The sequence below is a fragment of the Vibrio sp. YT-16 genome (assembly GCF_033337405.1).
Taxonomy (GTDB): domain Bacteria; phylum Pseudomonadota; class Gammaproteobacteria; order Enterobacterales; family Vibrionaceae; genus Vibrio; species Vibrio alginolyticus.
Window position 1 is genome coordinate 1 of sequence record NZ_JAWOQQ010000019.1, and the last position, 23,689, is coordinate 23,689.

Below are 23,689 nucleotides of genomic sequence, written 5' to 3' on the forward strand. Positions count from 1 at the left end.
CGGCCTGTCACGCCGGGGGTCGCGGGTTCGAGTCCCGTCCACTCCGCCACTTATATTAAGCCTCAGTCGAAAGACTGGGGCTTTTTTCGTTTTGGTTACCTGACTTACCTTAAACCCACTTTCATATTGAAACCTTGCATCTAGAGGCAGGCTTCCCTCTGGCGATGCTTTCTAAGCCCTGTTATGAGTGAAGTGGAACTCAGTTTTGTGTGGTTTCTACTGAACCGGGTCCTAGTATCGAGCGCTAGTTCTCAGCCCTTATGCTTACTTACCAAAGCTTCCTTTATTATTACCTGGAAAATTTATTCACTAGGTTATGTTATTTTCGGGGGAGATTTCTCTGCTTTAGATGTTTTGATTTAGCCATAGGCGCTTATTAATATAAACTCAGCGCATTTAAAACTTTCCAAACATGGATTTTGTTTTGTCGATCTATTTAAGCTAGTGTCTTAAAGTGTATTCGCTACTTCTTCCCTCTAACCCTCTCCAACCTACAAAGCCACCACTACATTCGTATAACGTGAGCGGTATAGGTGCTCTCATAGTTGTGTTTGCTGAGTAAGTCGTTCACCTAGCACATTGACTGAGGAAAAGTCTTCTTTCAGTGGACCTTCGTGTAAGTCACGATAGTTTTAATAATTATCTGGTACTTTTTATTCTAAAGGTGTACGCTTCACATCGAGTGTTTTTCGACAGTAAATCATGTTATATCTCTTGTTTAAAAGCTTTGTAAGAAGGCTGAACTCCGTGCAAAAAACGCGATGAAGTGTTGCTCGGAGTCTTAAATTAATCTTCATCAGGTGTTTTATGTGTGGGTAGCTTCGCTGAAGTTATACGCAGGCGTCTCTACACCTGATAAAAGAGAAGAGATGGCCGGTGATATTTCATCATCGGCCTTTTTGTATCTGTTAAGCAGCTACAAAGCATTACCCAGTATTGAAATAAGGGCCGGTATTGATCACCGGCCCTTTTTTATTTGGTTGAAAACATGAGTATTTTACAAGTTAAAAATTTGTCTTATCAGATAGCCGATAAGACATTATACAACAACGTGACCTTTCGTATTAACGTGGGAGAGAAAATAGGTATCACTGGAGCGAATGGCGTTGGAAAAAGCACCTTATTAAAATTGCTTATTGGTGAATTATCTGCAGATAAGGGCTGCATTGACTGGTTACCAAACCTTGAGGTGGGGTATTTAGAGCAACATTTTAAGATGGATAATGCGCTGACGGTTTATGAATGCTTAAAGAGTGCTTTTGAGAACTTATACGCTGCCGAGCAGAAGCTTTGGACTTTGTATCAGGCGATGACCGAGTCTCACTCTACATCTCTTTTAAGCCAAGTCGCTCGGCTACAGGCATATTTAGAAGATGAAGACTTCTATGCAATTAATACCAAAATTGAACGAGTTGCTGTAGGTCTTGGTATTTATCAATTTGGCTTAGATACACCGCTTGTCTCGCTAAGTGGTGGTCAAAGACACAAAGTCCTTTTAGGCAAGTTGTTACTTCGCAACCCCGATGTGTTAATTCTTGATGAGCCGACAAACTATCTTGATGCTTCGCACATTGAATGGCTAGTCGCGTTTCTCAATGATTACATTGGCACCGTTTTACTGGTTTCTCATGATATTGATTTCCTTAATCAAGTAGCGACCAGTGTTTGTGATATTGATTATCAAACGGTTCGAAAATACAGCGGTACTTATGTCAAAGCAATGCAGCAAAAGCAGCACGACGGTGCTTTATTAGAAAAGCAATATAAGGCTCAGCAAAGTGAAATTCGAAAGTTAGAGAAATTTATTGCCCAAAATGGTGCAGGAGTTAACGCCAGTCTTGCTAAAGGGCGTAAGAAGAGACTGGATAAAATCGAACGTATTCAACTGAATCATGTAGAGAAAGTATCGACGTTTGACTTTGCTTACCAGCCCATTGAGCAACCGAATGTGGTTGAGGCAAAAGCGTTGATGATCGGTTATCAGCAGCCTCTGCTTCCAGTATTTGATATCACGTTAGCGCGCGGGGAAAAGTTGGTTGTTGCTGGCTTTAACGGCGTGGGTAAGTCGACCTTACTTAAAACCCTGAAGGGGAAGATCGAGCCACTCTCTGGTGAGGTGGTATTGGCAAAAGGTGCAATGATTGGTTATTTTTCTCAAGATTTGTCTTGGCGCCATCCTCAGAACACGCCTGAACAGGAGCTGTGCTCTTGTGCGCCAACAATCTCAAGCAAAGAGTCACGCAAGCTATTAGCTCGCTTTGGGATCACGGGGGATAAGACGCAGCGCCACTTAGATACATTGAGCGGTGGTGAGCAAACTCGGGTGAAACTGTGTTGTTTATCGGTTCAGAAATGCAATGTTTTGCTGTTGGACGAACCAACAACACATTTGGATAGCAGCAGCAAAAATGCGCTTAAAGAGGCTCTCCAGCGCTTTTCCGGTAGCGTGATTGTGGTATCTCATGAGAAGGCATTTTTGCAATCTTGGCCTGATAGAGTTTTAGATATTTCGTTGCTCACTTGTGCTGAATCGAAAACAGAACAGGAGGTGGAGCTATGATGCAGTCCATGATCCTATTTCTCGTTGCTTTTCTTGTTGGTGCTGATGAGTTGATGCTTGGATCTATTCTTGAACCCATCGGAAATGATTTAAGTGTTCAACCGAGTCAGGTTACCTTATTTATTACGGCATATAGTTTAGCCATAGCAATTTGCGCTCCTTACTTGGGCCGTTTATCAGACCGAGTTGGGCGTATTCGTATCATGGTGCCTGCTTGCTTTGTATTTGGGGTTGCGTCTATTACGACGGGCATAGTTCATGATTTTGAACTTGCTATTGCAACTCGAGTGATCACTGGTATTGCAAGTGCAGGCATGTTACCAATTGCATTCGCGTTAGCGGGAGACGCGAAGGGTAATAGAGCGATGCGTCAAATTGTGATGGTTCAGGCGGGATTAACGCTAGGTATGATAACTAGCCCGGCGATCGGAGCATTGTTGACCCAGCTTTTATCATGGCGTGCCGCTTTTATTATTTTGGGCGTGGCGGCTCTCTTTGTCGGTGCCATGAGCGTAGTGTCCATGAACAACAAGCATAATGAGTCCAAGAAGTCAGATACTCTGCCACCTATCACAGACGTCATTCATCTTCCATGCGCGTTGAGGGCGATTCTAGCGATGTGTTTAGGCCTAGGGGGAGGTATTGGTGTATTTAACCTGATAGGTCTTCATATTCGAGATACCAGCGAGTTGGCGCTCGGTTGGGTGGGCGCTATTTATGCTGCTCTAGGGATCGTGAGTGTGGTTGGAAATATGTGCGTGGGGAGAGCTTGCCGTTGGCTTGGTAGCTCTCGAGCTGTTATGCGAGTGGCTTTAATGGTGTGCATACCTTGCAGTGCATGGGTGTTCTCAAGTGAGATGAGTACGGTTACCGCTTATCTTCCAGCTCTAGTGCTCTGGTCTCTTGCTGGAGGGGTTGGTTCTCCGGCATTACAAGCACATATCGCAAGCTTATCTGATGAATATCGAGGTGTGTTAATGTCTTCTGGAATGAGTATGATGCACTTTGGTGTCGCGATTTGGTCTGCCTTGGCGGGCTTCGCGTATTCTGTAGGCAATGAATGGGTCGCTTTCGTGGCTTTCCTATTGTTTGGCTCAGCAGTAGTTATCTTAAAGCCAGTTGGTAATACTGAACAAAGTGAGCGTTATTCGTAGTGTTTTAGTAGATAAAGAAAAGCCGTTACCTAAAAAGGTAACGGCTTGTTCCAAATACTTTTTGAAAAACGGTCTTAGTTCATGCCGTATTTCTTAAGTTTCTTGCGAAGAGTACCGCGGTTGATACCCATCATAGTTGCTGCGCGAGTTTGGTTACCGCGAGTGTACTGCATGATAGTATCTAGTAGTGGCTGTTCAACTTCAGCTAGAACTAATTCGTATAGTTCTGTTACTTCCTGGCCGTTTAGTTGAGCAAGGTAGTTTTTAAGAGACGCTTTAACAGAGTCACGTAAAGGCTTCTGAGTAATCTGGTCTTGTGACGTTACTGTAGTTACTGTTAATGCTTCTGAAGTCAGATTTTGTTCGAACATATTCGGTCTAGCTCTTCTCTTAATTATGATGCAACGTTATCAAAATAACCTTCTAACGCCTCAATTTGCAGCGGAGCTGCGTCGATAGCGTTGAAGGTACGGCGAAACTCACTTGCCTGTTCATGCTCTTTCAGGTACCACCCAACGTGCTTGCGCGCGATACGTGGACCTAAGAACTCCCCATAAAACTCATGCAGAGCATTTACATGACCAAGCATAATGGTTTTCACTTCCTCAGTTGGAAGTTCCTCCATTGTGGTGCCGTTTTCCAAATAGTGATGGATTTCCTGGAAAATCCAAGGACGACCCTGGGCAGGGCGTCCAATCATTAAAGCGTCCGCACCGGTGTACTCCAGTACAAATTTGGCTTTCTCCGGGCTATCGATATCACCGTTCGCGATAACCGGAATTGAAATCGCCTCTTTTACCGCTTTAATGCTGTCATATTCGGCCTCACCTTTGTACATACATGCTTTCGTTCTGCCATGCAGAGCAAGAGCTTGTATGCCGCAGTTTTCGGCTAATTTAGCGATCTGGACACAGTTCTTGTTGTCTGTATCCCAGCCAGTTCGAGTCTTTAACGTTACAGGAACGTCCACTGCATTCACGACCGCTTTCAAAATCTCTTCGATAATGTTTGGGTATTGAAGCAGAGCAGAGCCCGCTAGCTTCTTATTCACTTTTTTTGCCGGGCAGCCCATGTTGATGTCGATGATTTGTGCACCGTTCTCAACACTGAATTGAGCTGCGTCCGCCATAAGCTGTGGATCGGAACCCGCAATCTGTACAGAGCGAATGCCCGATTCGCCCTCGTGTACCATGCGCTGTTTCGACTTTGACGTTCCCCATAGTTTTGGGTTAGCAGACATCATTTCACTGACGGCCATTCCCGCACCATAGCGAAGACACAACTCGCGAAACGGTCTATCCGTTACACCAGCCATAGGGGCTACGATTAGATTGTTCTTAAGTTGATAGTTTCCGATTTTCAAAACGTCATCACAGTTCTGTACCAGCAAGGGCGCGCATTTTACGCATTTTTTCACTGCGTGAAAAGACTAATATTTGAGCATTTACAAATTGTTTTTGTAAATTGTATGAATTTCAAACAATTAGCTCTGAAAACCTTGTCTAGCCTTGCTTACGACCAGAGATGCGACACCATTCACTTTGCTCAACAATCGGGTCAATGTGAAGCTCGTCACGGTAATAGTTCGCAACATCTTCAGCTTGAGTGTCTAATACGCCAGACATTGCAAGGTCGCCATTTGGCTTAACTAGTCCTTTGATGATAGGTGCAAGTTCACGTAAAGGTCCCGCAAGGATGTTGGCCACAACGACGTCAGCGACGAGACCTTCTGGTTGATTTTGCGGTAAGTAAACTTCTAGTTTGTCTGCAACGCCATTACGCTCAGCATTGTCTTTTGAAGCAAGCAGGGCTTGAGGATCAATGTCGATCCCTATCACTTTTTCAGCGCCCAGTTTGATCGCTGCGATCGCAAGAATACCTGAGCCACAACCGAAGTCGATAACGGTCTTACCGCTTAAGTCCATGCTTTCTAGCCACTCAAGACAAAGTGCTGTTGTAGGGTGAGTACCCGTACCGAATGCAAGGCCTGGATCCAACATAACATTAACAGCGTCAGGATCTGGAATGTCGCGCCAGCTTGGACAAATCCATAAGCGTTCACCAAATTTCATTGGGTGGAAGTTTTCCATCCATTCGCGTTCCCAGTCTTTATCTTCAAGCTGTTCTACTTTGTAAGCAAAATTGTCAGCCAGCATATTGCTCGCTTTAATTTGGTCGATGATGAAGTTAGTGTCTGCTTCTGCATCATACAGTGCCAGAATATCAGTATCGCCCCATAAGCGAGTTTCGCCAGGTAGAGGTTCGAATACAGGTGTATCCTGCGCGTCTAAGAATGTAACAGACAGCGCGCCAGTCTCTTCCATTAGCATATCGCCGATTTGCTCAGCGTTTTCATTGGTCGCGTTGAGTTTGATTTGAATCCAAGGCATTGGTTTTTGCTCTTAAAGTGAATGAAGTGGCGCAGAGTTTACCAGAACTCTACGATTTGTTTGAGTATATACCCAAATAAGCCGATTTATATGTTGAGCCCTTTGCGTACATATAAAACAAAAATGCCCACGGGAGTGGGCATTTTTTAAGACGTTTGCTTAGGCTTATTGTAAGCCAAGCTTCTTCTCTAGGTAGTGGATGTTTGCACCACCGTGTTGGAAGTTTTCGTCATTCATAATGGAGAATTGCAGTGGCACGTTAGTTTTGATGCCTTCGATGATCATCTCACCCAGTGCGTTTTTCATACGTGCAATCGCTACATCACGGTTCTCACCGTAAGTGATCAGTTTACCAATCATTGAATCGTAATGAGGTGGTACTGTGTAGCCTGTGTAGATATGAGATTCCCAACGTACACCCATACCGCCAGGAGCGTGGAAACGCTCGATCTTACCCGGAGATGGTAGGAAGCGCTCAGGGTCTTCTGCGTTGATACGACACTCAATCGCATGGCCACGGATCTTAATATCATCTTGAGTGAATGACAGAGGCTGACCCGCTGCAACACGAAGCTGTTCTTTGATTAGGTCGATGCCAGTAACCATCTCTGTTACTGGGTGCTCTACCTGAATACGAGTGTTCATTTCGATGAAGTAGAACTCACCGTTCTCGTATAGGAATTCAAACGTACCTGCGCCGCGGTAACCGATCTCGATACATGCACGAGTACAGCGTTCACCGATGTACTTACGCATTTCTTCTGTGATACCAGGTGCTGGAGCTTCTTCCACTACTTTTTGGTGACGACGTTGCATTGAACAGTCACGCTCACCAAGGTGGATTGCGCCGCCTTGACCGTCAGCAATAACCTGAACTTCAACGTGACGAGGGTTTTCTAGGAATTTCTCCATGTAAACCATGTCATTGTTGAACGCCGCTTTTGCTTCAGCACGTGTCATTGCAATGGCTTGGATAAGGTCTTTCTCTGCGCGAACAACACGCATACCACGACCGCCGCCGCCGCCAGATGCTTTGATGATTACTGGGTAACCAATGCGCTTAGCAAATGCTTTGTTTTTCTCTTCGTCATTGTCTAGAGGGCCGTCAGAACCCGGTACACAAGGAACGCCTGCTTTCTTCATTGCATTGATAGCAGATACTTTATCGCCCATTAGGCGGATAGTGTCTGCCTTTGGACCAACGAAGATGAAACCACTGCGCTCAACTTGCTCTGCGAAGTCTGCGTTCTCAGACAGGAAGCCGTAACCTGGGTGGATAGCCACAGCACCAGTCACTTCTGCTGCAGAAATGATGCGTGGAATGTTTAGGTAGCTGTCGATACCACGAGCAGGGCCGATACATACGGTTTCGTCTGCGAGCAGTACGTGCTTAAGATCGCGGTCAGCTGTCGAGTGAACAGCGACGGTCTTAATACCTAATTCTTTACAAGCGCGAAGAATACGAAGTGCAATTTCACCTCGGTTCGCGATGACTACTTTGTCTAGCATAAGGCAAGCCCCGCTTATTCGATTACAACAAGAGGTTGGTCGAATTCAACTGGTTGGCCGTCTTCAGCTAGGATTGCTGTAACAACGCCAGATTTGTCCGCTTCGATTTGGTTCATCATTTTCATTGCTTCAACAATACATAGAGTATCGCCAGCATTTACTTTCTGACCCACTTCTACGAATGCTTTAGAGTCTGGGCTTGGAGAGCGGTAGAAAGTACCAACCATTGGAGAAAGAACTTGGTGACCTGCAGGTGTTGCTGCTGGAGCTTCTGCTGCTGGCGCTTCCGCTACTGGTGCCGCTGCTACTGGAGCAGGTGCCGCCGCTGGAGCTGCTGCGTAGTGAATTGGTGCTTGAGGGGCTGCAGTGCCATGACGGCTGATGCGCACTGACTCTTCACCTTCAGAGATCTCTAGCTCAGCAATGCCAGACTCTTCAACTAACTCAATTAGCTTCTTGATTTTACGAATATCCATCTTTTCTTTCTCTTTTATCTTGTGATTAAGACAACCCTCGTAGGGTTGCAGAGTGTTAGGGTTACTTTGCCTGTAGCTTATTGATCGCTGCAGACAGAGCAAATTCATAACCTTGTGCGCCTAAACCGCAAATCACACCCTCTGCTTTATCTGACAGGTAAGAGTGATGACGGAATGGTTCACGTGCGTGCACATTTGATAAGTGCACCTCAATAAATGGGATGGCGACGCCAAGTAATGCATCTCGCAGCGCCACACTAGTATGAGTGAAAGCCGCTGGATTGATGATGATGAAGTCAATCTTGCCATAGGCAGCGTGAATGGCTTCAATCAGTTCGTACTCACGATTTGATTGTAGGTGTTCCAGTTCTACCCCAGCGTTATGGGCTTGCTCTGTAAGAGTATCCACAACTTGAGCTAAGGTACTGTGACCATAGTGTGTCGGTTCGCGCAGACCCAATAGATTAAGATTTGGTCCGTTTAGAACAAGAATCCGTGACTTTGCAGACATTGTGTTGCTATCTTCCCTTATCGTGAGTGGAACGTTTATATTCCCAAATATACGATAGTTCAGCACGATTTTTTTGTTAAAACCGAGCAAATTTTAAAAAATCGACCAAGATTATAGCTAATTCATAGCAATTAGCAGCAATTTACTGGTCTAATCTCCTAATAGCCACTCTCGTTTCTGTAACCAAGTTAACAAAAACAACATAATTGCCATATTTTTTGTGTGGCCAATTTGTGCACTAAAGCAAAAAACCGCCATGAGTGATGGCGGTTTTTAAAGTGCTTTTAAAACAGTTGGTTGAATTTATGCCAATTCTGCTTTCTCTGCGATAAGTTTATCTACAACGCTCGGATCGGCAAGCGTTGATGTGTCTCCGAGGTTGCTGGTATCACCCGTTGCAATTTTACGCAGGATTCGACGCATGATCTTACCAGAACGAGTCTTCGGTAAGGAATCCGTCCAGTGCAGTACATCTGGTGTTGCAATTGGACCAATCTCTTTACGCACCCAATCTTTCACTTCTTTGTGTAGCTCTGCTGACGGGAATTCACCATCGTTCAAGGTAATGTAAGCGTAGATAGCTTGGCCTTTGATATCATGCGGAATGCCCACAATAGCGGCCTCAGCAATTTTATGATGTGCGACAAGAGCCGATTCTATTTCAGCGGTACCCATGCGGTGACCCGACACGTTTAGTACGTCATCAACACGGCCCGTGATCCAGTAGTAACCGTCTTCGTCACGACGAGCCCCATCACTAGTAAAGTACATTCCCTTGAAGGTTGAGAAGTAGGTCTGTTCAAAGCGTTCGTGGTCGCCATAAACAGTACGCATCTGACCTGGCCATGAATCAAGGATCACCAAGTTACCTTCTGCTGCGGTTTCTTCAATGATGTTGCCCATGTTATCAACCAGTGCAGGTTGGACTCCGAAGAATGGTCGAGTTGCTGAGCCTGGTTTTAAGTCTGTTGCGCCTGGTAGTGGTGCAATTAAGATACCGCCGGTCTCTGTTTGCCACCAAGTATCAACGATAGGCGAGCTCTCGTTACCAATCGTTTTGTAGTACCACTCCCACGCTTCAGGGTTGATAGGCTCACCTACTGAACCCATCACACGTAAGCTTGAACGAGATGTCCCTGCTACCGCTTCGTTACCTTTTGCCATTAGTGCACGAATAGCGGTTGGCGCAGTGTAGAGAATGTTCACTTGGTGCTTATCAACCACTTCACTCATACGAGCCGTGCTTGGGTAGTTTGGAACACCTTCAAACAGAATGGTTTTGGCCCCGTTCGCTAGTGGACCATAAATTAGGTAAGTATGGCCTGTAATCCAGCCCACATCCGCGGTACACCAGAAGGTTTCACCTGGTTGATAATCGAAGACATATTTAAAGGTCATTGCCGCGTAGACGAGGTAACCGCCTGTAGTATGTAGTACGCCTTTAGGTTTACCTGTCGAGCCAGATGTGTAGAGGATGAACAGCGGGTCTTCGGCTTTCATCTCTTCTGGTGGGCAAACGTCAGAAACGTTGGCTGTTGCTTCGTGCCACCAAACATCACGGTGTTCATGCCATTCAACATCACCACCTGTACGTTTAAGCACGACGACTTTACTGATGGTTTTCACGTCTGGGTTGGTTAGTGCCTCATCCACGTTCTTTTTCAGTGGAACAGCGCGTCCGCCACGTACGCCTTCGTCAGCGGTGATCACGACTTTAGCGTCAGAGTCGATGATACGGCCGGATAGCGCTTCTGGTGAGAAACCGCCAAATACTACGGTGTGAACCGCACCAATACGGGTACAAGCGAGCATAGCCACTGCAGCTTCTGGCACCATTGGCATGTATAGACACACCACGTCGCCCTTGCGTACGCCTTGCTCTTTCAATGCGTTGGAGAATTTACACACTTCTTTGTGCAGTTCGTTGAAAGTGAGTGTTTTGTCGTCGGCTGGATCATCGCCTTCCCAAATGATGGCGACGTTATCCCCGTGTTCTGCAAGATGACGGTCAATACAGTTAGCCGAGACGTTCAGTGTGCCATCTTCAAACCAGCGAATATCAACATGGCCAGTGTCGAAAGAAGTGCTTTTTACTTTGGTGAAAGGTTTGATCCAATCAACGATTTTGCCGTGTTCGTTCCAGAAGCCCTCTGGATCGGTTACCGACTGCTGATACATAGCTAAGTAAGTATCATTATCCGCGTGTGTATGAGTTTTAATATTTTCTTTTACCGGATAAACGTGGGCTTCGCTCATGGCTTCTCTCCTTGTGCCTTATTTCTCGGCCTTACACCAATCTAGATAAGATTTTGAATATATTTTTGTAGGGCTGTTTTTTGGTTCTAAATAACTTGGTCGTGGTAATGACGACGTTGTGCTTATAACTGTCAGTCACCGCGCGTATTTCCACAATTAGACTTTAGGATGAGAGTGATGGAAGCGCCGGGAAATCGCTGAAACAAAAGTATTTCTGGGAGCTAGGTCAACTGATTTTTATGTATACGGCGCGGTTAGGTTGGGTAAATCGCCTTTCGTTAAGCGGACAAAGACCAAAGCGGCAGAAATCGCGTCTTGCAAGGCGTCGTGTTTGTCTTGGATAGGAAGTTCGAGGTGTTTACAAATGGCATCCAGACTTAAGTCGAAGTAGGCATTCGGCAAATGTCGTTCCAACTTATCGTGATAAATCTGACTGACCTCGATGAGTGGGTTAGGAAGTGGGAAGCCAAGTTGCCGCAGACAAGCAAGGTCTAAGATCTTTTTATCGTAACGAATGTGATAGCCCACAAGTGGTCGGTTGCCGATAAAGTCGAGCAGCTCGAGCAGCGCCTCTTTTTCACTGATGCCATCGACTAAGTCTTGGTGGCGAATTCGATGGATCTTGACCGAGCCTGAGTCGAGCGATTGCGGCGCGCGTAAGCGGACTTCAAATGGTTGACTGGTGATGATGCGGTTGTCGATGATCTTGGTGGCTGCAATAGTCACCAGCTCGGCGCGATTTGGGTCAAGGCTGGTGGTTTCGCAGTCAAGAGAGACGTATTCTGTTTTATCTGGCGTGCAAAACAGCGACTGATAAGGCGAACCTTTCAATTTGTAGTACCAGTATTTGCGTTGTAACCAGTTCATTGCTTACGCCTCTGTGATTTATGAAAATCAGGGTTAATCACGAATTTGATAATGGAAGCCTAAAAATTGCTTAAATTTCTTCACCACATGTAAGCCGTGGCGAAGCAAATCACGCTCAGTTCTATCCAGTTGTTTAATATCAATGTTATTCAACGCTTCTTGCTTTTTGAGTTGCTGATTAAGGCGAAGTTTAAAGAACAATTTTAGTGCTTCGTTGAGATTATCTGCTGTTTCGGGTTCTAAGATGCGCTTATTTCTCAGAGCTTCAATGCGCTCAAACGTGTTCTTCTCCTCAATGGCATATTCCAAAGACAAGGTGCGAATGCCGTGTACAATTGGGAAAATACCGCCGCGTTTAATGTCCAATCCGTCTTTAGCACTTTTTACGTTGCCAAATAGAGTTAGGGGCACAGAAAACTGCAAGGCAGGGCGAGTAAAATCAGACAATATCAACATGCGATCTTTCATTGTGTCACGAAGATGCGCCGCAATTGGAGCCAGCAGCTCGCAATTCCCAGCAACAGCATGGGCGTCACTGAAAATGGCTAAGTCCATGATTTGTTCTGGTTCGGCTTTAGCTATCCAGTGGTTTAGGGTGCTTATCCATTCTTGCTGTGTTTTGACCCACTTCGGGTTGTTAACCATCACTTTGCCAGGGCAAAGTGGATAACCGAGCTGTTGTAGGGTGTGTGTGAAGGATTGCATCACTTGTTCGCAATGAGGCCATTCCAGACCATCTTGAATAATCAGGGCATTGTCTTGATCGGTTTTGAGAATTTGCTCTCCTCGGCCTTCAGAGCCGAGTACGATCAAGCAACAATGGTCGTGCAAGGCTGGTGGTATCACTAACTCGAACGCTTTCTCGATAATTTGTTCATTTACGGCTGAGATAAGCTCCATGATGAAGCGAGTGCGGATGCCGTTTTTCAATAAGCTCTCGACCAATTGACGTTGGCGGTTTGAGGCCAAAGTGAGCTCTTCCACGCTGCTTGCTCGAGCAATACTGAGCGTTAACACGTGAGAGTGGGTTGAGAACGCGCTAAGAATTTGGGTCATATCCAGCATGCCAACGGCTCTGTTGCCTTCACATACCATGAGGCGTTTCATTCTGTTTCTGGTCATTGTGATCATGGCGTTGAATAGAAAGTCACCATCATCAACGTGATAAACAGGAAAGCTAGCGATCTCACCCACTGGTGTGTCGAGCGCGCAACCATCCAACATCACAGAATGCAGCATATTAGTACGAGTCACTATTGCGTACGGGTGGGCTGATGGCCATTTTTCCAATCGTGGATCATCGCTATGGAGTTGAACCAATGCAGCGTCAATCCCATTCTCTTTTAAGGAACGTGTTACCTCGTTAATTGGTGTATTTGGTTCAAGGATCATCGGTGGGTGATAAATACTGCGGTCAACTTTAGTGAGAATAAACTCCGCTAAGTTTTGCTGTTGATGGGCCGCTTCGATGAGCTCTTGCCGTTTCGATAAATTGTTATCGAAATAGGCTGCAAACTGGCCATTTTCGTTGTAAAGGGCAAGGAAAACTTCTTTCGGCAGTAGGTAAGAGAGCGTGTCCTCAAGCGCGATGTAGTGATGACGTACCTTGTCTTCAAGTAACGAGCGTACATCGAACATATCGTCGTTGGCATAATGTGCGAACACTTCCTGTTGATCGTTGGAGCGCTCTTCTACCGCGCCTTTGATCAGAATATGTAAGTGGGGGTTCTTCTGTCCGCAGGATAAAATAACATCTCGAGCTCGATAGTAGGCAACGTCCAGAGACGATCGCAGTCGCGTTTGTTGTGCTTCAGTTAAGCGATCGAACGGTGGAGATTGCATGTTAAATTTGTCAGGCATGAGAACACCCAATAATGATGGAAGGAACACTCTCTAAGTCTGACAAATTTCTTACCGGAAGCCAGACGACTTTGGTCTAAATTACGATGTTTTCGCTTGAAGATGCCAAATGTCGCAAAGTTAGTATTCCATCGAGGAAACGATAAGTTTCTTATTCTTCCCTTTTTATAATACGCATGGCGATCCATAATTCCCGGCTCGAACGTTGGTGTTCCCGTTTTAGGATATTAGTAATGTTGAAACCTTCTCCGTATGGCTGGATTTCCCAGTACTTTCTCGGATTCTTCTTTGCGTATGGCGTGTATCTGCCATTTTGGTCACTTTGGTTTAAGGATCAGGGCGTATCTTCGACAGATATCGGTTTGCTGGTCGGGTTAGGCCTTGCGACACGTTGTGTTGCCAATATCGTGATCACCCCACGAGTACACAAAGTCGAACATCTTATGCCTGCTTTACGTTGGTTGAGTTTCGCTGCCCTCCTTTTTGTTGGATTTCACTTTTTTACGGGTGGTAGCTTTTGGTTAATGGCACTAGCGACAGTGTTGTTCAATCTTTGTTGTGGACCGATTATTCCGTTGTCGGACGCGATGGCAAATTACTACGCTCGCCTGAAAATGCTCGATTATGGCCGCACGCGGCTATGGGGTTCGATCGCCTTTATCGCAGGCTCGACGGCAGTGGGCTACTTGGTGGCTGAATTTGGCTCCGATATGATCTTGTACACTGCGATGTTCGGCGTGTTTATCTCGTTGCTGTTTGCTATGCGACCGACTAACCCAATGCCTGTAACGCACGGTGGGCAAAGCGCAGAACGTCCAAAGCTGACCGCTCTTTTGACTGACAAGCCGATACTAAAATTCTTAGTGTTGGTGTCACTAATTCAGGGCAGTCATGCGGCTTACTACGGCTTTAGTGCGATTCACTGGAAGGCCGCTGGTCACTCGGAAGATGTCATTGGCTACTTGTGGAGCTTAGGAGTGGCCGCAGAAGTGGCAGTGTTTGCACTGAGTAAGCGCTTATTCGTAGGTTGGTCAATACGCGCGCTGTTTATTGCTGCTGCCGTTGGTGTAATGATGCGTTGGGGTATTACGGCGTCGACAACATCGATTATTGCTTTGGTGATTGTTCAACTACTACATGGTGTGACTTTCGCTACCGCACACATTGCCGCGATCCAATATATCCAAAACTCCGAAGAAAATAAGATCGTAGCGTTGCAAGCGTTGTATAACGCGATTCCGTTGGGCGCATTTATCGCGTTAATGACCGTATTGAGTGGTTGGGGTTATGAGCACTGGGGACCGCTTGTGTTCTGGGGCATGGCCGCGATGGGGTTATTGGCTCTGTTCATCAAGCTTGATTCACAAGACCCACATCAGGTGGTTGATGTATCAGACAAGCCACTTGAAACTCAGAATTAGACTTATGTAACAAAGGTTAAAAACTAAGCTTTGTCTCCTTTATCAAAGCAGTGTTAAATGAAACCTCTCCCTCATGGAGAGGTTTTTTTATTCTCTTGCTTTAAAAGTAGCAAGAAAGGCAAGAAAGGATATCGGATGCAAGGATGGCTGGTGGTTCCCGTTTCTTTAGCGTATTTGGGAGCTTTATTTATCATCGCGTGGTACGGCGACATTCAGAAAAGGTGGCTAGCGCGCTGGCGGCCTTGGATTTATAGTCTTTCCATTGCGGTGTACTGTACATCATGGACCTTCTACGGCACGGTCGGGCAGGCCAGCAGTAATCCTTGGTCTTTCTTGCCCATCTATATTGCCCCCATTTTAGTGTTTACCATCGGATGGCGCGTTTTAGCTCGGCTTATTTTGATTGCTAAACGGGAACACATCACGTCGATTGCTGACTTTATCGGAGCACGCTACGGTAAATCCCAAGGTTTGGCCGTGGTTGTTACGCTCATAGCGGTTGCGGGAATTTTGCCGTACATCGCTTTACAGCTGCGTGGTATCACTATGGGGCTTGAAATTATTGCTCCGGAGCTGGCTACTGATTTTGGTTATCAAAACGATAGCGTGTCGTGGTTTGTTGTGGTCGCATTGGCGATTTTTACGATGCTATTCGGTACCCGCCACATTGATAACACGGAACACCATCGTGGGATGATGATGGCAATTGCCTTCGAATCCATTATCAAACTGCTGGCTTTTTTAGTGGTTGGTGTCTTCATTGTTTGGTTGGCGATGAACTCCGAGAATTTGAGCTTAATTGATGTTGCCGCACAGACGTATCAGTCACCAAATATCCCGACTATATTGATTCATACTGTACTGACCATGCTGGCGATAGTTTGCCTTCCGCGACAATTCCATACGATGGTGGTAGAAAATGAACGTGCTCAAGATTTGCATGTGGCTCGTTGGTTGTTCCCCATTTATCTGATCTTAATGGGGATTTTTGTCTTACCTATTGCGTGGGTAGGGCAAGGTCTCTTGAGTGGCGCTTCGCCTGATACTTATGTCATCAGTGTGCCGATGTCGGTAGGGGCGAGTGAAATCGCCTTGCTTGCGTTTTTAGGCGGTACTTCAGCGGCAAGTGGCATGGTTATCGTATCGACGATTGCCTTAGCGATCATGGTCTCGAATGACTTGGTTATGCCATTGCTATTGCGTCGCATGCGACTGACGCAGCGTAACCATCACCATTTTTCTGAATTATTACTGCGGATCCGCCGTGGTTTGATATTAGTTTTGTTGATTGGTGCGTGGTGTTTCTATCAAGCGTTGGACACTATTCATTCACTTTCTGCTATCGGCTTTCTCTCGTTCGCGGCTATCACGCAATTCGCTCCTGCGCTGGTTGGCGGTATGTATTGGCGTCAAGGGAATAAGAAAGGTGTGTATGTTGGCCTCGCGGTGGGTTTTGCTACCTGGTTGATTACGTTAATGAGCCAAACAGACATGCTTGCCGGAGACGCCAGTAATAACTTCCTGATCTGGTTGATTACGCCACCAGAGGTATTGGCTAGCTTTGATATCGCGATTTCAGATTGGGGGATGATCCTCAGTGTGGTCGCTAATGCAGTGTGTTTTGTTGTGGTTTCTATGGCTACCCGACCAAGCCTAAGTGAGCGCTTACAATCGGCATCATTCGTTGGTACACCGTTGCCTGAAAGCGAAAATATGAGTCTGTACCAGAGCCGCGTTACGGTTGCAGAACTGGAAATGCTAGCGTCCAGATTTGTAGGACGAACGCGAGTTAAAGCGGCGTTTCAAGCCTACTGGAGCCAACAACGAGAAGAGTTAATGCCGAATCAGCAAGCGCCATCTTCTCTGATTCGGCATACGGAGCGTGTGCTGGCAGGGGTATTTGGTGCATCTTCTGCTAAGTTAGTGCTTACTTCCGCTCTGCAAGGAAGAAACATGCAGCTTGAAGAGGTGGCGACTATCGTCGATGAAGCCTCTGAACTGTACGATTTTAGTCGGGGTTTACTCCAAGGCGCGATTGAGCATATTGGACAAGGTATTGCGGTCGTCGATAAGCAACTACGCTTGGTAGCGTGGAACCAACGCTATTTAGAACTCTTTGAATTTCCGCCAGGCCTGATTCAAGTAGGTCGACCGATTGCGGATGTGATTCGGCACAATGCAGAGCAGGGGTTGTGTGGCCCTGGTGACCCTGATGACCACGTCCGTCGCCGTGTTTATCACCTTGAGCAAGGGACTCGGCACACCTCTTCTCGGGTTCGTCCCGATGGTCGCGTGATAGAGGTGCAAGGTAACCCAATGCCAGGTGGTGGCTTTGTGATGAGCTTTACCGACATCACCGTATTCCGTGATGCAGAGCAAGCACTGAAAGACGCCAACGAGACATTGGAAGAAAGGGTACGTCTGCGGACTCGAGAATTAGAACAACTTAACAAGCAACTGGTGGAAGCGACGCAGCGCTCGGATTTGGAATCGAAGTCCAAATCACGGTTCTTGGCGGCAGTAAGCCATGACTTGATGCAACCGCTCAACGCGGCGCGTCTATTCGCTTCTTCACTATCGGAAGTCGCCAAAGACAGCGAAGCCAAAAAGCTGTCAGCACACATTGAAAGTGCTTTAGAGGCTGCCGAAGACTTAATTGGAGATTTGCTGGATATCTCGCGTTTGGAATCGGGCAAGTTGGAAGTCAACGTGCATGGCTTTGCGTTAAATGATGTGTTATCGAATTTGAATGCTGAGTTTAGTGCGTTAGCCAAACAGCAAGGTATAGAGTTCACCATGATTCCGTCCTCACTCATGGTTAAGTCGGATCCCAAACTGCTGCGCCGTGTGGTGCAAAACTTCCTGACCAATGCGTTTCGTTATAACCCGAATGGCAAAGTCGCACTCGGTGTTCGCCGCGTGAAAGGGCGAGTGCGTATTGATGTATGGGATAATGGAGTGGGGATTGAAGAAGAGAAGCAGCAAGAGATTTTTGAAGAGTTTAATCGCGGAACTCAAGTTCGTTCCGACCAAGGTCTCGGACTTGGTTTGGCGATTTCGAAAGGAATTGCTCAGGTACTTGGGCATGAAATTTCGATGCGCTCTTGGGTTGGAAAAGGCAGTGTTTTTTCCATCACCCTAGATAAAGCTGATCATGTTCAGCCTCATCCAGTTCACGTGGCGATGAATAAGCAATCTGAACTTGGTCATCTGAGAATCCTATGTGTCGATAATGAGCCTGACATTCTAGTCGGCATGGAAACCTTACTTTCCCGATGGGGTTGCGATACACGAGTTGCGATTGATTTAGTTGAAAGTCTACAAGCGCTTGAGGATGGTTGGATTCCGGATGTAATTTTCTCCGATTACCGACTTGATGATGGTCGTACTGGTTTAGAAGTGCTACAGCAATGCCGCCTGAGATTAGGCCACAGCTTTGAAGGCGTCATCATCAGTGCAGATCGTACCGATGATATGCTTGATGGCATCAAAGCAAATGGGTTCAGCTTTATTGCTAAGCCAGTTAAGCCGCTTAAGCTGCGTTCGGTGCTCAATCGAGTCGCTTAGGATTGGAGTGTTTGAAAAATCGCTATAAAAAGAGACCTCCGAATGGAGGTCTCGATGTTTGTAATCTTAGTTGATAGGCTGAGTTTGCCGCTTATTCTGCGACGCCGCCTTGAGTCAGTTTGGCTGGATTAAGCAATCGCTCTAGTGTGGCTCTATCCAAATCAGTTTCTTCTTCCGCGACATCAATAATCGCGCGTCCCTGTTTGTAGGCTTTTTTCGCGACTTCTGCCGCTTTTAGGTAACCAATGACCGGGTTGAGAGCCGTGACCAAAATAGGGTTTTTGGCGAGTGCTACATCCAAGTTATCTTGGCGAACTTCAAACGTCGCAATGGCTTTGTCAGCTAAAGCGGTTGCGCTGTTAGAGAGTAACTCGATGCTCTCCAATACGTTATGAGCAATAACTGGCAGCATGACGTTAAGCTGGAAGTTGCCCGCTTGGCCTGCGACGGTAATGGTGGTGTCATTACCAATGACTTGCGCTGATGCCATAGCTGCGGCTTCTGGGATCACAGGATTTACTTTGCCAGGCATGATGGAAGAACCCGGTTGCAAGCCTTGTAATTCAATCTCACCTAAACCAGCCAATGGGCCTGAATTCATCCAACGAAGATCATTTGCGATCTTCATGATCGCAACTGCTGCTGTTTTGAGCTGTCCCGACAGAGCGACGATCGCATCTTGACTGCTTAAATTGAAAAAGAAGTTATCACTGGCCGTGAACTGAATACGAGTTGACTGGGTTAGGTTGCTAGCGAATAAGTCTGCAAAGCGTGGATCGGCATTGATCCCCGTTCCAACTGCCGTACCACCTTGGGCTAAGGCTTTTACAGCAGGAAGAGCTTGTTCAATCGCTTGTTTTGCATGCTCGATTTGGAACTGCCAACTGCCAAGTTCTTGAGCAAAGGTAATTGGCATCGCATCCATTAAGTGGGTGCGACCGGTTTTTACAACATCTTTCAATGCTTGTTGCTTAGACTCTAGTGTTTGGCTTAGGTGTGACAGGGCCGGGAAGAGCTGTTTTTCAATGGCTAATGCTGCGCTAACTTGAATGGCCGTCGGTACCACATCGTTGCTGCTTTGTCCCATGTTGACGTGATCATTAGGGCTGACAGTGCCGCCTAGATGCTGGGAGGCCAGTGTTGCAATTACTTCATTCGCATTCATATTTGAGCTAGTGCCTGATCCCGTTTGGAACACGTCAATTGGGAATTGCTCAATATGATTGCCTTCGATAATTGCTTGAGCTGCGTCAGCGATCGCGTTGGCAATATCTCCCTCAAGCAGCCCTAGCTGTGCGTTGGTGAGTGCCGCAGTCTGCTTGATGTGTGCTAACGCTTTGATAAAACCAGATGGCATTTTATGTTGACTGAATGAGAAGTTATCGACGGCGCGTTGAGTTTGGGCTTGGTAGAGAGCATCTGCAGGGACCGTTACTTCGCCCATACTGTCAGTTTCTATGCGGAATTCGGTGCTCATGGTAGGGATCCTTTTGGTTAATCGAGTGAGATTTGAATCAGGCGTAATTGTTGTTGTAGTGCGAGAAATTTCACGTCGCCTTGTTCAAACTGGTAGTAATAGCGTTTGAGGCAAAATAATGGCGTATGGATAGAATCGAGACAGACACGACGGAAGATACGACTGCGAGTTGAGTCTTGAATTGCGTCTAGTAAATGGAAATAAACCTGACGTAAAAACAGCTCACACAACAATAGATTTTCTTCATCGGCATCGTGTTCATAACAAGAAGACAACACCATTCCCCAATGAATATAGTCATGAATCACGTCTGGCTCAAAGCCATGTGGTGCGGCGAGAAGGAATCTATCTTGGGCTTTAAAAAATGCGTTAAAGATGTCCCGTTTGTTGTCCATAACCACCTCTCATTAAATGTAATGATAATTATTATCAATTAACTTGTGAGTTGGCAACCCTTTTTAGAGTAAGAGGTTGTTGAAGAAAGACTTACTGAAACAAAAGCCGACGCAAAGGCGTCGGCTGAGTAGGAATTCATTTATGCTGAGTGAAACTAAGTCACTGTCGTTTGAATACCGGTGAATTAGCTTGTCACCGTTATTCAGTAAATAAGGTTTCGTACTTCACAAATGCGGTTTGTGTTTCACCATAATACAGTGTACCGCCTGATTGAATGACGACTCTTAACCAGCTTTCTGCAGATGCAGGCTTTGGTAAGGTGATGTACCAGCTTTGGCCTGCTTGATCGGCGGGCTTCATATCAATCGGTTGAGCGTTTTTCTCTTTGTCACTCACAATAGAAACTTTAACACCTTCGAGTGGGTAAGCGGCGTTGAGTGATAATTCTAAGTTATTTTTAGTGAGTTTTTCCGAGCGAAATTTCACTTTAAAATCGCCATTTTCCATATCACACAGACCACTGGTGTAACGACAATTAGACTTACTCGCGAGTTTGTAAGTTTCCCCTTCTTGCGCCGCGTGGGGCTTCTCGCTGAGGGCCATATCGGTACCGAAGTAAGCGATCAAAGAGAGAACTGGCGCAATCAGTAGAGCGAGAATAAAGTGCTTGTTTTTGAACATCTTGGCTTCCTTGCAACGACATACTGCGAATATGGTAACTGAAAAGTGAGAATAAAAAAGCCCCGGACGGCTGGTTCCAAACGGGGCTTTTGTGGTTTTGATTAGTTTTTAGTGATCCACTGCACTACCAGCACCTACTGGCACGCGAACGTGTTCGACTAGGTCTTTTACTTCTTGTGGCGTTTCTGCTGTTACTTTGGAGACAGCGAATGCGACGATGAAGTTAAATAGTGCGCCAATAGCACCAAACGCGTTTGGCTCAATACCCAGGAACCAGTTTGTTCCCCAGCTTTCTAGATATTTCCAATCAGCAACGAAAAGGATGCCTTTGTGTTGGAATACGTAGAACAGCGTAATACTGATACCCGCAATCATACCGGCGATTGCGCCTTCTTTGTTGATGCTCTTGCTGAAGATGCCCATCATCAATGCAGGGAAGATGGATGAAGCGGCAAGACCAAAGGCGAGTGCTACCGTACCTGCGGCAAATCCAGGCGGATTTAAACCGAGATAGCCTGCGGCTGCTATCGCTACTGCCATTGATATTCGACTAGCAAGTAGCTCTTTTTTCTCGGATATGTTCGGATTGATAACCCCTTTGATTAAGTCATGGGAAATAGCTGAAGAAATGGCGAGTAGTAAACCTGCTGCGGTAGATAGTGCAGCTGCAAGACCACCTGCTGCCACAAGTGCAATCACCCAGTTTGGTAGTTTAGCGATCTCTGGGTTAGCCAATACCATGATGTCGTTATCAACGCGCAGTTCGTTGGTGGACGCATCTGAAGTGTATTGGATATTGCCATCGCCATTTTTATCGTCAAAACCGAGTAGTCCAGTTGTTTCCCAGTTTTTGAACCACGCAGGACGCTCGTCATACGCTAGGTGCTGACCCGGAGCTGGATTTACCGTATTCATTAGGTTGAGACGAGCCATCGCTGATACCGCTGGTGCAGTAGTGTAAAGGATTGCGATGAAGATCAGAGCCCAGCCTGCTGATGTACGTGCGTCGCGAACCTTCGGCACGGTAAAGAAACGGATAATTACGTGTGGTAGACCGGCAGTACCAATCATCAGTGACATGGTGTAGACAAACATATTAAGTGTGTCGCCACGTACTTGGGTCGTGTATTCACTGAATCCGAGTTCGGTCACCACTTGGTCAAGCCGATCGAGTAGATAGACATCGGTACCAGCCATGGTACTCCCTAGACCAATTTGTGGGATTGGGTTACCAGTGAGTTGCAGAGAGATAAAGATTGCAGGGATAGTGTAAGCAAGAATGAGTACGCAATATTGAGCAATCTGCGTGTAAGTGATGCCTTTCATGCCGCCAAGAACCGCGTACATGAAAACGATACACATACCAATTAATAGGCCAGTGGAGTAATCCACTTCTAAGAAGCGACCAAACGCAACGCCCACGCCTTTCATCTGACCGATAACATAAGTCACTGATGCGATGATAAGACAAACAACCGCTACGATACGTGCTGTGTTGGAGTAAAAGCGTTCACCAACAAACTCTGGCACCGTAAACTTACCAAATTTGCGTAGGTAAGGCGCTAGCAACAGCGCAAGCAGAACGTAGCCACCAGTCCAACCCATTAGAAATACTGAGCCGCCATAGCCCATGAAGGCAATTAAGCCTGCCATTGAGATAAACGACGCTGCGGACATCCAATCGGCTGCGGTTGCCATACCGTTTGCAATCGGGTTTACACCGCCACCAGCAACATAAAACTCTTTGGTTGATCCGGCGCGAGCCCAAATAGCAATCCCGATGTACAGGATGAACGTGGCGCCAACGACCAGGTAGGTAATAGTTTTCAAATCCATCTGAGTGACTCCTTATTCGTCCACGCCGAATTCACGGTCAATTTGGCGCATCTTCCATGCGTAATAGAAAATAATTCCTAGGAAGGCATAGATGGAGCCTTGTTGAGCAAACCAGAAACCGAGTTTGTAGCCGCCTAGTTGAAATTGATTTAGTACGTCGACAAATAAGATGCCGCAGCCGAAAGACACGACGAACCAGATGACCATTAGGCCGATCATGAGCTTCACGTTTTTGTCCCAATAGGCTTTGGCTCTTTCTTCGCTTTCAAATGCCATTGCCGTCTCCTTACGATTGGTATTGTTGTTAATGAAATGTTTCAATATGTACATTAGCAAGGTGTTGGCAATAACTCTTTTCAACTTTAGTCGGGGTGTTAAAAATGAAGAATCTCCATGCTATGGGCTTTTGCAGCGAATAAAGGGGTAAAATGTTATGTTAATAAACTGTTAAGTTAGCCAAAGGTCTAAAGGTTGATTGGATAAACAAGCATGATTAAGACGGGCCATTAATCTTTTCTTCATTGAATTTGGAGATGCTGTGTAAATATTGGTGGTGATCTTGTGGCTCTTAAAGAGATAAGGCGTAGATAAGAAAGCTCACAAGTAATTTATTTACATAAAGTTTTCGCATCAAATCACCGTTTTAACGCACAATAAAGTAATATAACTGAGTCATTCTCGTACAACCTCGCATTTTGAGACGGTGTAAAGGGGAGGCAGATTAGGGC

Annotated in this window: 18 protein-coding genes; 4 read left to right on the forward strand and 14 right to left on the reverse strand. The window is 46.2% G+C overall.

Translation table 11 applies throughout. The annotated features are described in order from the left end of the window. The first annotated feature begins 988 nt into the window (after positions 1-988). Both R7F07_RS21590 and R7F07_RS21595 read left to right on the forward strand, forming a co-directional pair. On the forward strand, positions 989-2,560 hold the full coding sequence (locus R7F07_RS21590) for an ABC-F family ATP-binding cassette domain-containing protein (RefSeq protein WP_171343365.1): 1,572 nt from the start codon (positions 989-991) through the stop codon (positions 2,558-2,560). After that, positions 2,557-3,714: an MFS transporter gene (locus tag R7F07_RS21595; RefSeq protein ID WP_171343366.1), complete on the forward strand. Its 1,158-nt coding sequence runs from the start codon at positions 2,557-2,559 to the stop codon at positions 3,712-3,714. The genes R7F07_RS21590 and R7F07_RS21595 overlap by 4 nt, the downstream gene beginning before the upstream one ends. 74 nt (positions 3,715-3,788) lie before the next feature. Here the strand turns inward: R7F07_RS21595 and fis are convergent, their stop codons facing one another. The 9 genes from fis to R7F07_RS21640 all read right to left on the reverse strand — a co-directional run bounded on the left by fis (position 3,789) and on the right by R7F07_RS21640 (position 13,583). Next, on the reverse strand, positions 3,789-4,085 hold the full coding sequence (gene fis, locus R7F07_RS21600) for a DNA-binding transcriptional regulator Fis (RefSeq protein WP_000462885.1): 297 nt from the start codon (positions 4,083-4,085) through the stop codon (positions 3,789-3,791). Between the two features lie 23 nt (positions 4,086-4,108). Continuing rightward, on the reverse strand, positions 4,109-5,077 hold the full coding sequence (dusB, locus tag R7F07_RS21605) for a tRNA dihydrouridine synthase DusB (protein WP_005382505.1): 969 nt from the start codon (positions 5,075-5,077) through the stop codon (positions 4,109-4,111). A gap of 139 nt (positions 5,078-5,216) precedes the next feature. Further along, positions 5,217-6,104 carry a 50S ribosomal protein L11 methyltransferase gene (gene prmA, locus R7F07_RS21610; RefSeq protein WP_005382507.1) on the reverse strand — a complete coding sequence of 296 codons (888 nt, stop codon included), beginning with the start codon at positions 6,102-6,104 and terminating at the stop codon, positions 5,217-5,219. A 165-nt stretch (positions 6,105-6,269) separates the two neighbouring features. Beyond that, positions 6,270-7,613, reverse strand: coding sequence for an acetyl-CoA carboxylase biotin carboxylase subunit (gene accC / locus R7F07_RS21615; protein WP_005382509.1), 1,344 nt, complete (start codon positions 7,611-7,613; stop codon positions 6,270-6,272). A 14-nt stretch (positions 7,614-7,627) separates the two neighbouring features. Further along, positions 7,628-8,089, reverse strand: coding sequence for an acetyl-CoA carboxylase biotin carboxyl carrier protein (gene accB / locus R7F07_RS21620; RefSeq protein WP_005386355.1), 462 nt, complete (start codon positions 8,087-8,089; stop codon positions 7,628-7,630). Positions 8,090-8,150: 61 nt separating this feature from the next. After that, the gene (gene aroQ, locus R7F07_RS21625) at positions 8,151-8,600 is read right to left on the reverse strand and encodes a type II 3-dehydroquinate dehydratase (protein WP_005382360.1); all 450 of its coding nucleotides are present in this window, start codon (positions 8,598-8,600) and stop codon (positions 8,151-8,153) included. 303 nt (positions 8,601-8,903) lie between these two features. Further along, positions 8,904-10,856: an acetate--CoA ligase gene (acs, locus tag R7F07_RS21630; protein ID WP_171343367.1), complete on the reverse strand. Its 1,953-nt coding sequence runs from the start codon at positions 10,854-10,856 to the stop codon at positions 8,904-8,906. Positions 10,857-11,093: 237 nt separating this feature from the next. Next, on the reverse strand, positions 11,094-11,723 hold the full coding sequence (locus tag R7F07_RS21635; RefSeq protein WP_025768818.1) for a 3'-5' exonuclease: 630 nt from the start codon (positions 11,721-11,723) through the stop codon (positions 11,094-11,096). 33 nt (positions 11,724-11,756) lie between these two features. Beyond that, positions 11,757-13,583: a DUF294 nucleotidyltransferase-like domain-containing protein gene (locus tag R7F07_RS21640; RefSeq protein ID WP_171343368.1), complete on the reverse strand. Its 1,827-nt coding sequence runs from the start codon at positions 13,581-13,583 to the stop codon at positions 11,757-11,759. 233 nt (positions 13,584-13,816) lie between these two features. Here R7F07_RS21640 and R7F07_RS21645 point away from each other — a divergent pair, with 233 nt between their 5' ends. Together R7F07_RS21645 and R7F07_RS21650 are read left to right on the forward strand one after the other, a co-directional pair. After that, positions 13,817-15,004, forward strand: a complete 1,188-nt coding sequence (locus R7F07_RS21645) for a 3-phenylpropionate MFS transporter (RefSeq protein WP_005382367.1) — start codon at positions 13,817-13,819, stop codon at positions 15,002-15,004. Between the two features lie 135 nt (positions 15,005-15,139). Next, positions 15,140-18,571 (forward strand): PAS-domain containing protein, encoded by a 3,432-nt coding sequence (locus tag R7F07_RS21650; RefSeq protein WP_171343369.1) that lies wholly within the window; start codon positions 15,140-15,142, stop codon positions 18,569-18,571. Positions 18,572-18,662: 91 nt separating this feature from the next. Here the strand turns inward: R7F07_RS21650 and R7F07_RS21655 are convergent, their stop codons facing one another. From R7F07_RS21655 to R7F07_RS21675, 5 genes are all read right to left on the reverse strand, one after another. Continuing rightward, entirely contained in the window at positions 18,663-20,048 is a 1,386-nt protein-coding gene (locus R7F07_RS21655; RefSeq protein ID WP_171343370.1) for a class II fumarate hydratase, read from the reverse strand. 17 nt (positions 20,049-20,065) lie between these two features. Next, positions 20,066-20,443, reverse strand: a complete 378-nt coding sequence (locus R7F07_RS21660) for a hypothetical protein (RefSeq protein WP_005382370.1) — start codon at positions 20,441-20,443, stop codon at positions 20,066-20,068. A 199-nt stretch (positions 20,444-20,642) separates the two neighbouring features. After that, positions 20,643-21,125, reverse strand: coding sequence for a hypothetical protein (locus R7F07_RS21665; protein WP_005382371.1), 483 nt, complete (start codon positions 21,123-21,125; stop codon positions 20,643-20,645). Between the two features lie 108 nt (positions 21,126-21,233). Continuing rightward, positions 21,234-22,961 (reverse strand): sodium:solute symporter family protein, encoded by a 1,728-nt coding sequence (locus R7F07_RS21670; RefSeq protein ID WP_005382372.1) that lies wholly within the window; start codon positions 22,959-22,961, stop codon positions 21,234-21,236. A 12-nt stretch (positions 22,962-22,973) separates the two neighbouring features. Beyond that, positions 22,974-23,237 (reverse strand): DUF4212 domain-containing protein, encoded by a 264-nt coding sequence (locus R7F07_RS21675; RefSeq protein WP_005382373.1) that lies wholly within the window; start codon positions 23,235-23,237, stop codon positions 22,974-22,976. Positions 23,238-23,689: the final 452 nt, after the last annotated feature.

Bases quoted from the DNA above. Each gene is read 5' to 3' on its own strand.
- R7F07_RS21590 (WP_171343365.1), top strand. From the start codon at position 989: ATGAGTATTTTACAAGTTAAAAATTTGTCTTATCAGATAGCCGATAAG.
- R7F07_RS21595 (WP_171343366.1), top strand. From the start codon at position 2,557: ATGATGCAGTCCATGATCCTATTTCTCGTTGCTTTTCTTGTTGGTGCT.
- fis (WP_000462885.1), bottom strand. From the start codon at position 4,085: ATGTTCGAACAAAATCTGACTTCAGAAGCATTAACAGTAACTACAGTA.
- prmA (WP_005382507.1), bottom strand. From the start codon at position 6,104: ATGCCTTGGATTCAAATCAAACTCAACGCGACCAATGAAAACGCTGAG.
- accC (WP_005382509.1), bottom strand. From the start codon at position 7,613: ATGCTAGACAAAGTAGTCATCGCGAACCGAGGTGAAATTGCACTTCGT.
- accB (WP_005386355.1), bottom strand. From the start codon at position 8,089: ATGGATATTCGTAAAATCAAGAAGCTAATTGAGTTAGTTGAAGAGTCT.
- aroQ (WP_005382360.1), bottom strand. From the start codon at position 8,600: ATGTCTGCAAAGTCACGGATTCTTGTTCTAAACGGACCAAATCTTAAT.
- acs (WP_171343367.1), bottom strand. From the start codon at position 10,856: ATGAGCGAAGCCCACGTTTATCCGGTAAAAGAAAATATTAAAACTCAT.
- R7F07_RS21635 (WP_025768818.1), bottom strand. From the start codon at position 11,723: ATGAACTGGTTACAACGCAAATACTGGTACTACAAATTGAAAGGTTCG.
- R7F07_RS21640 (WP_171343368.1), bottom strand. From the start codon at position 13,583: ATGCCTGACAAATTTAACATGCAATCTCCACCGTTCGATCGCTTAACT.
- R7F07_RS21645 (WP_005382367.1), top strand. From the start codon at position 13,817: ATGTTGAAACCTTCTCCGTATGGCTGGATTTCCCAGTACTTTCTCGGA.
- R7F07_RS21650 (WP_171343369.1), top strand. From the start codon at position 15,140: ATGCAAGGATGGCTGGTGGTTCCCGTTTCTTTAGCGTATTTGGGAGCT.
- R7F07_RS21655 (WP_171343370.1), bottom strand. From the start codon at position 20,048: ATGAGCACCGAATTCCGCATAGAAACTGACAGTATGGGCGAAGTAACG.
- R7F07_RS21660 (WP_005382370.1), bottom strand. From the start codon at position 20,443: ATGGACAACAAACGGGACATCTTTAACGCATTTTTTAAAGCCCAAGAT.
- R7F07_RS21665 (WP_005382371.1), bottom strand. From the start codon at position 21,125: ATGTTCAAAAACAAGCACTTTATTCTCGCTCTACTGATTGCGCCAGTT.
- R7F07_RS21670 (WP_005382372.1), bottom strand. From the start codon at position 22,961: ATGGATTTGAAAACTATTACCTACCTGGTCGTTGGCGCCACGTTCATC.
- R7F07_RS21675 (WP_005382373.1), bottom strand. From the start codon at position 23,237: ATGGCATTTGAAAGCGAAGAAAGAGCCAAAGCCTATTGGGACAAAAAC.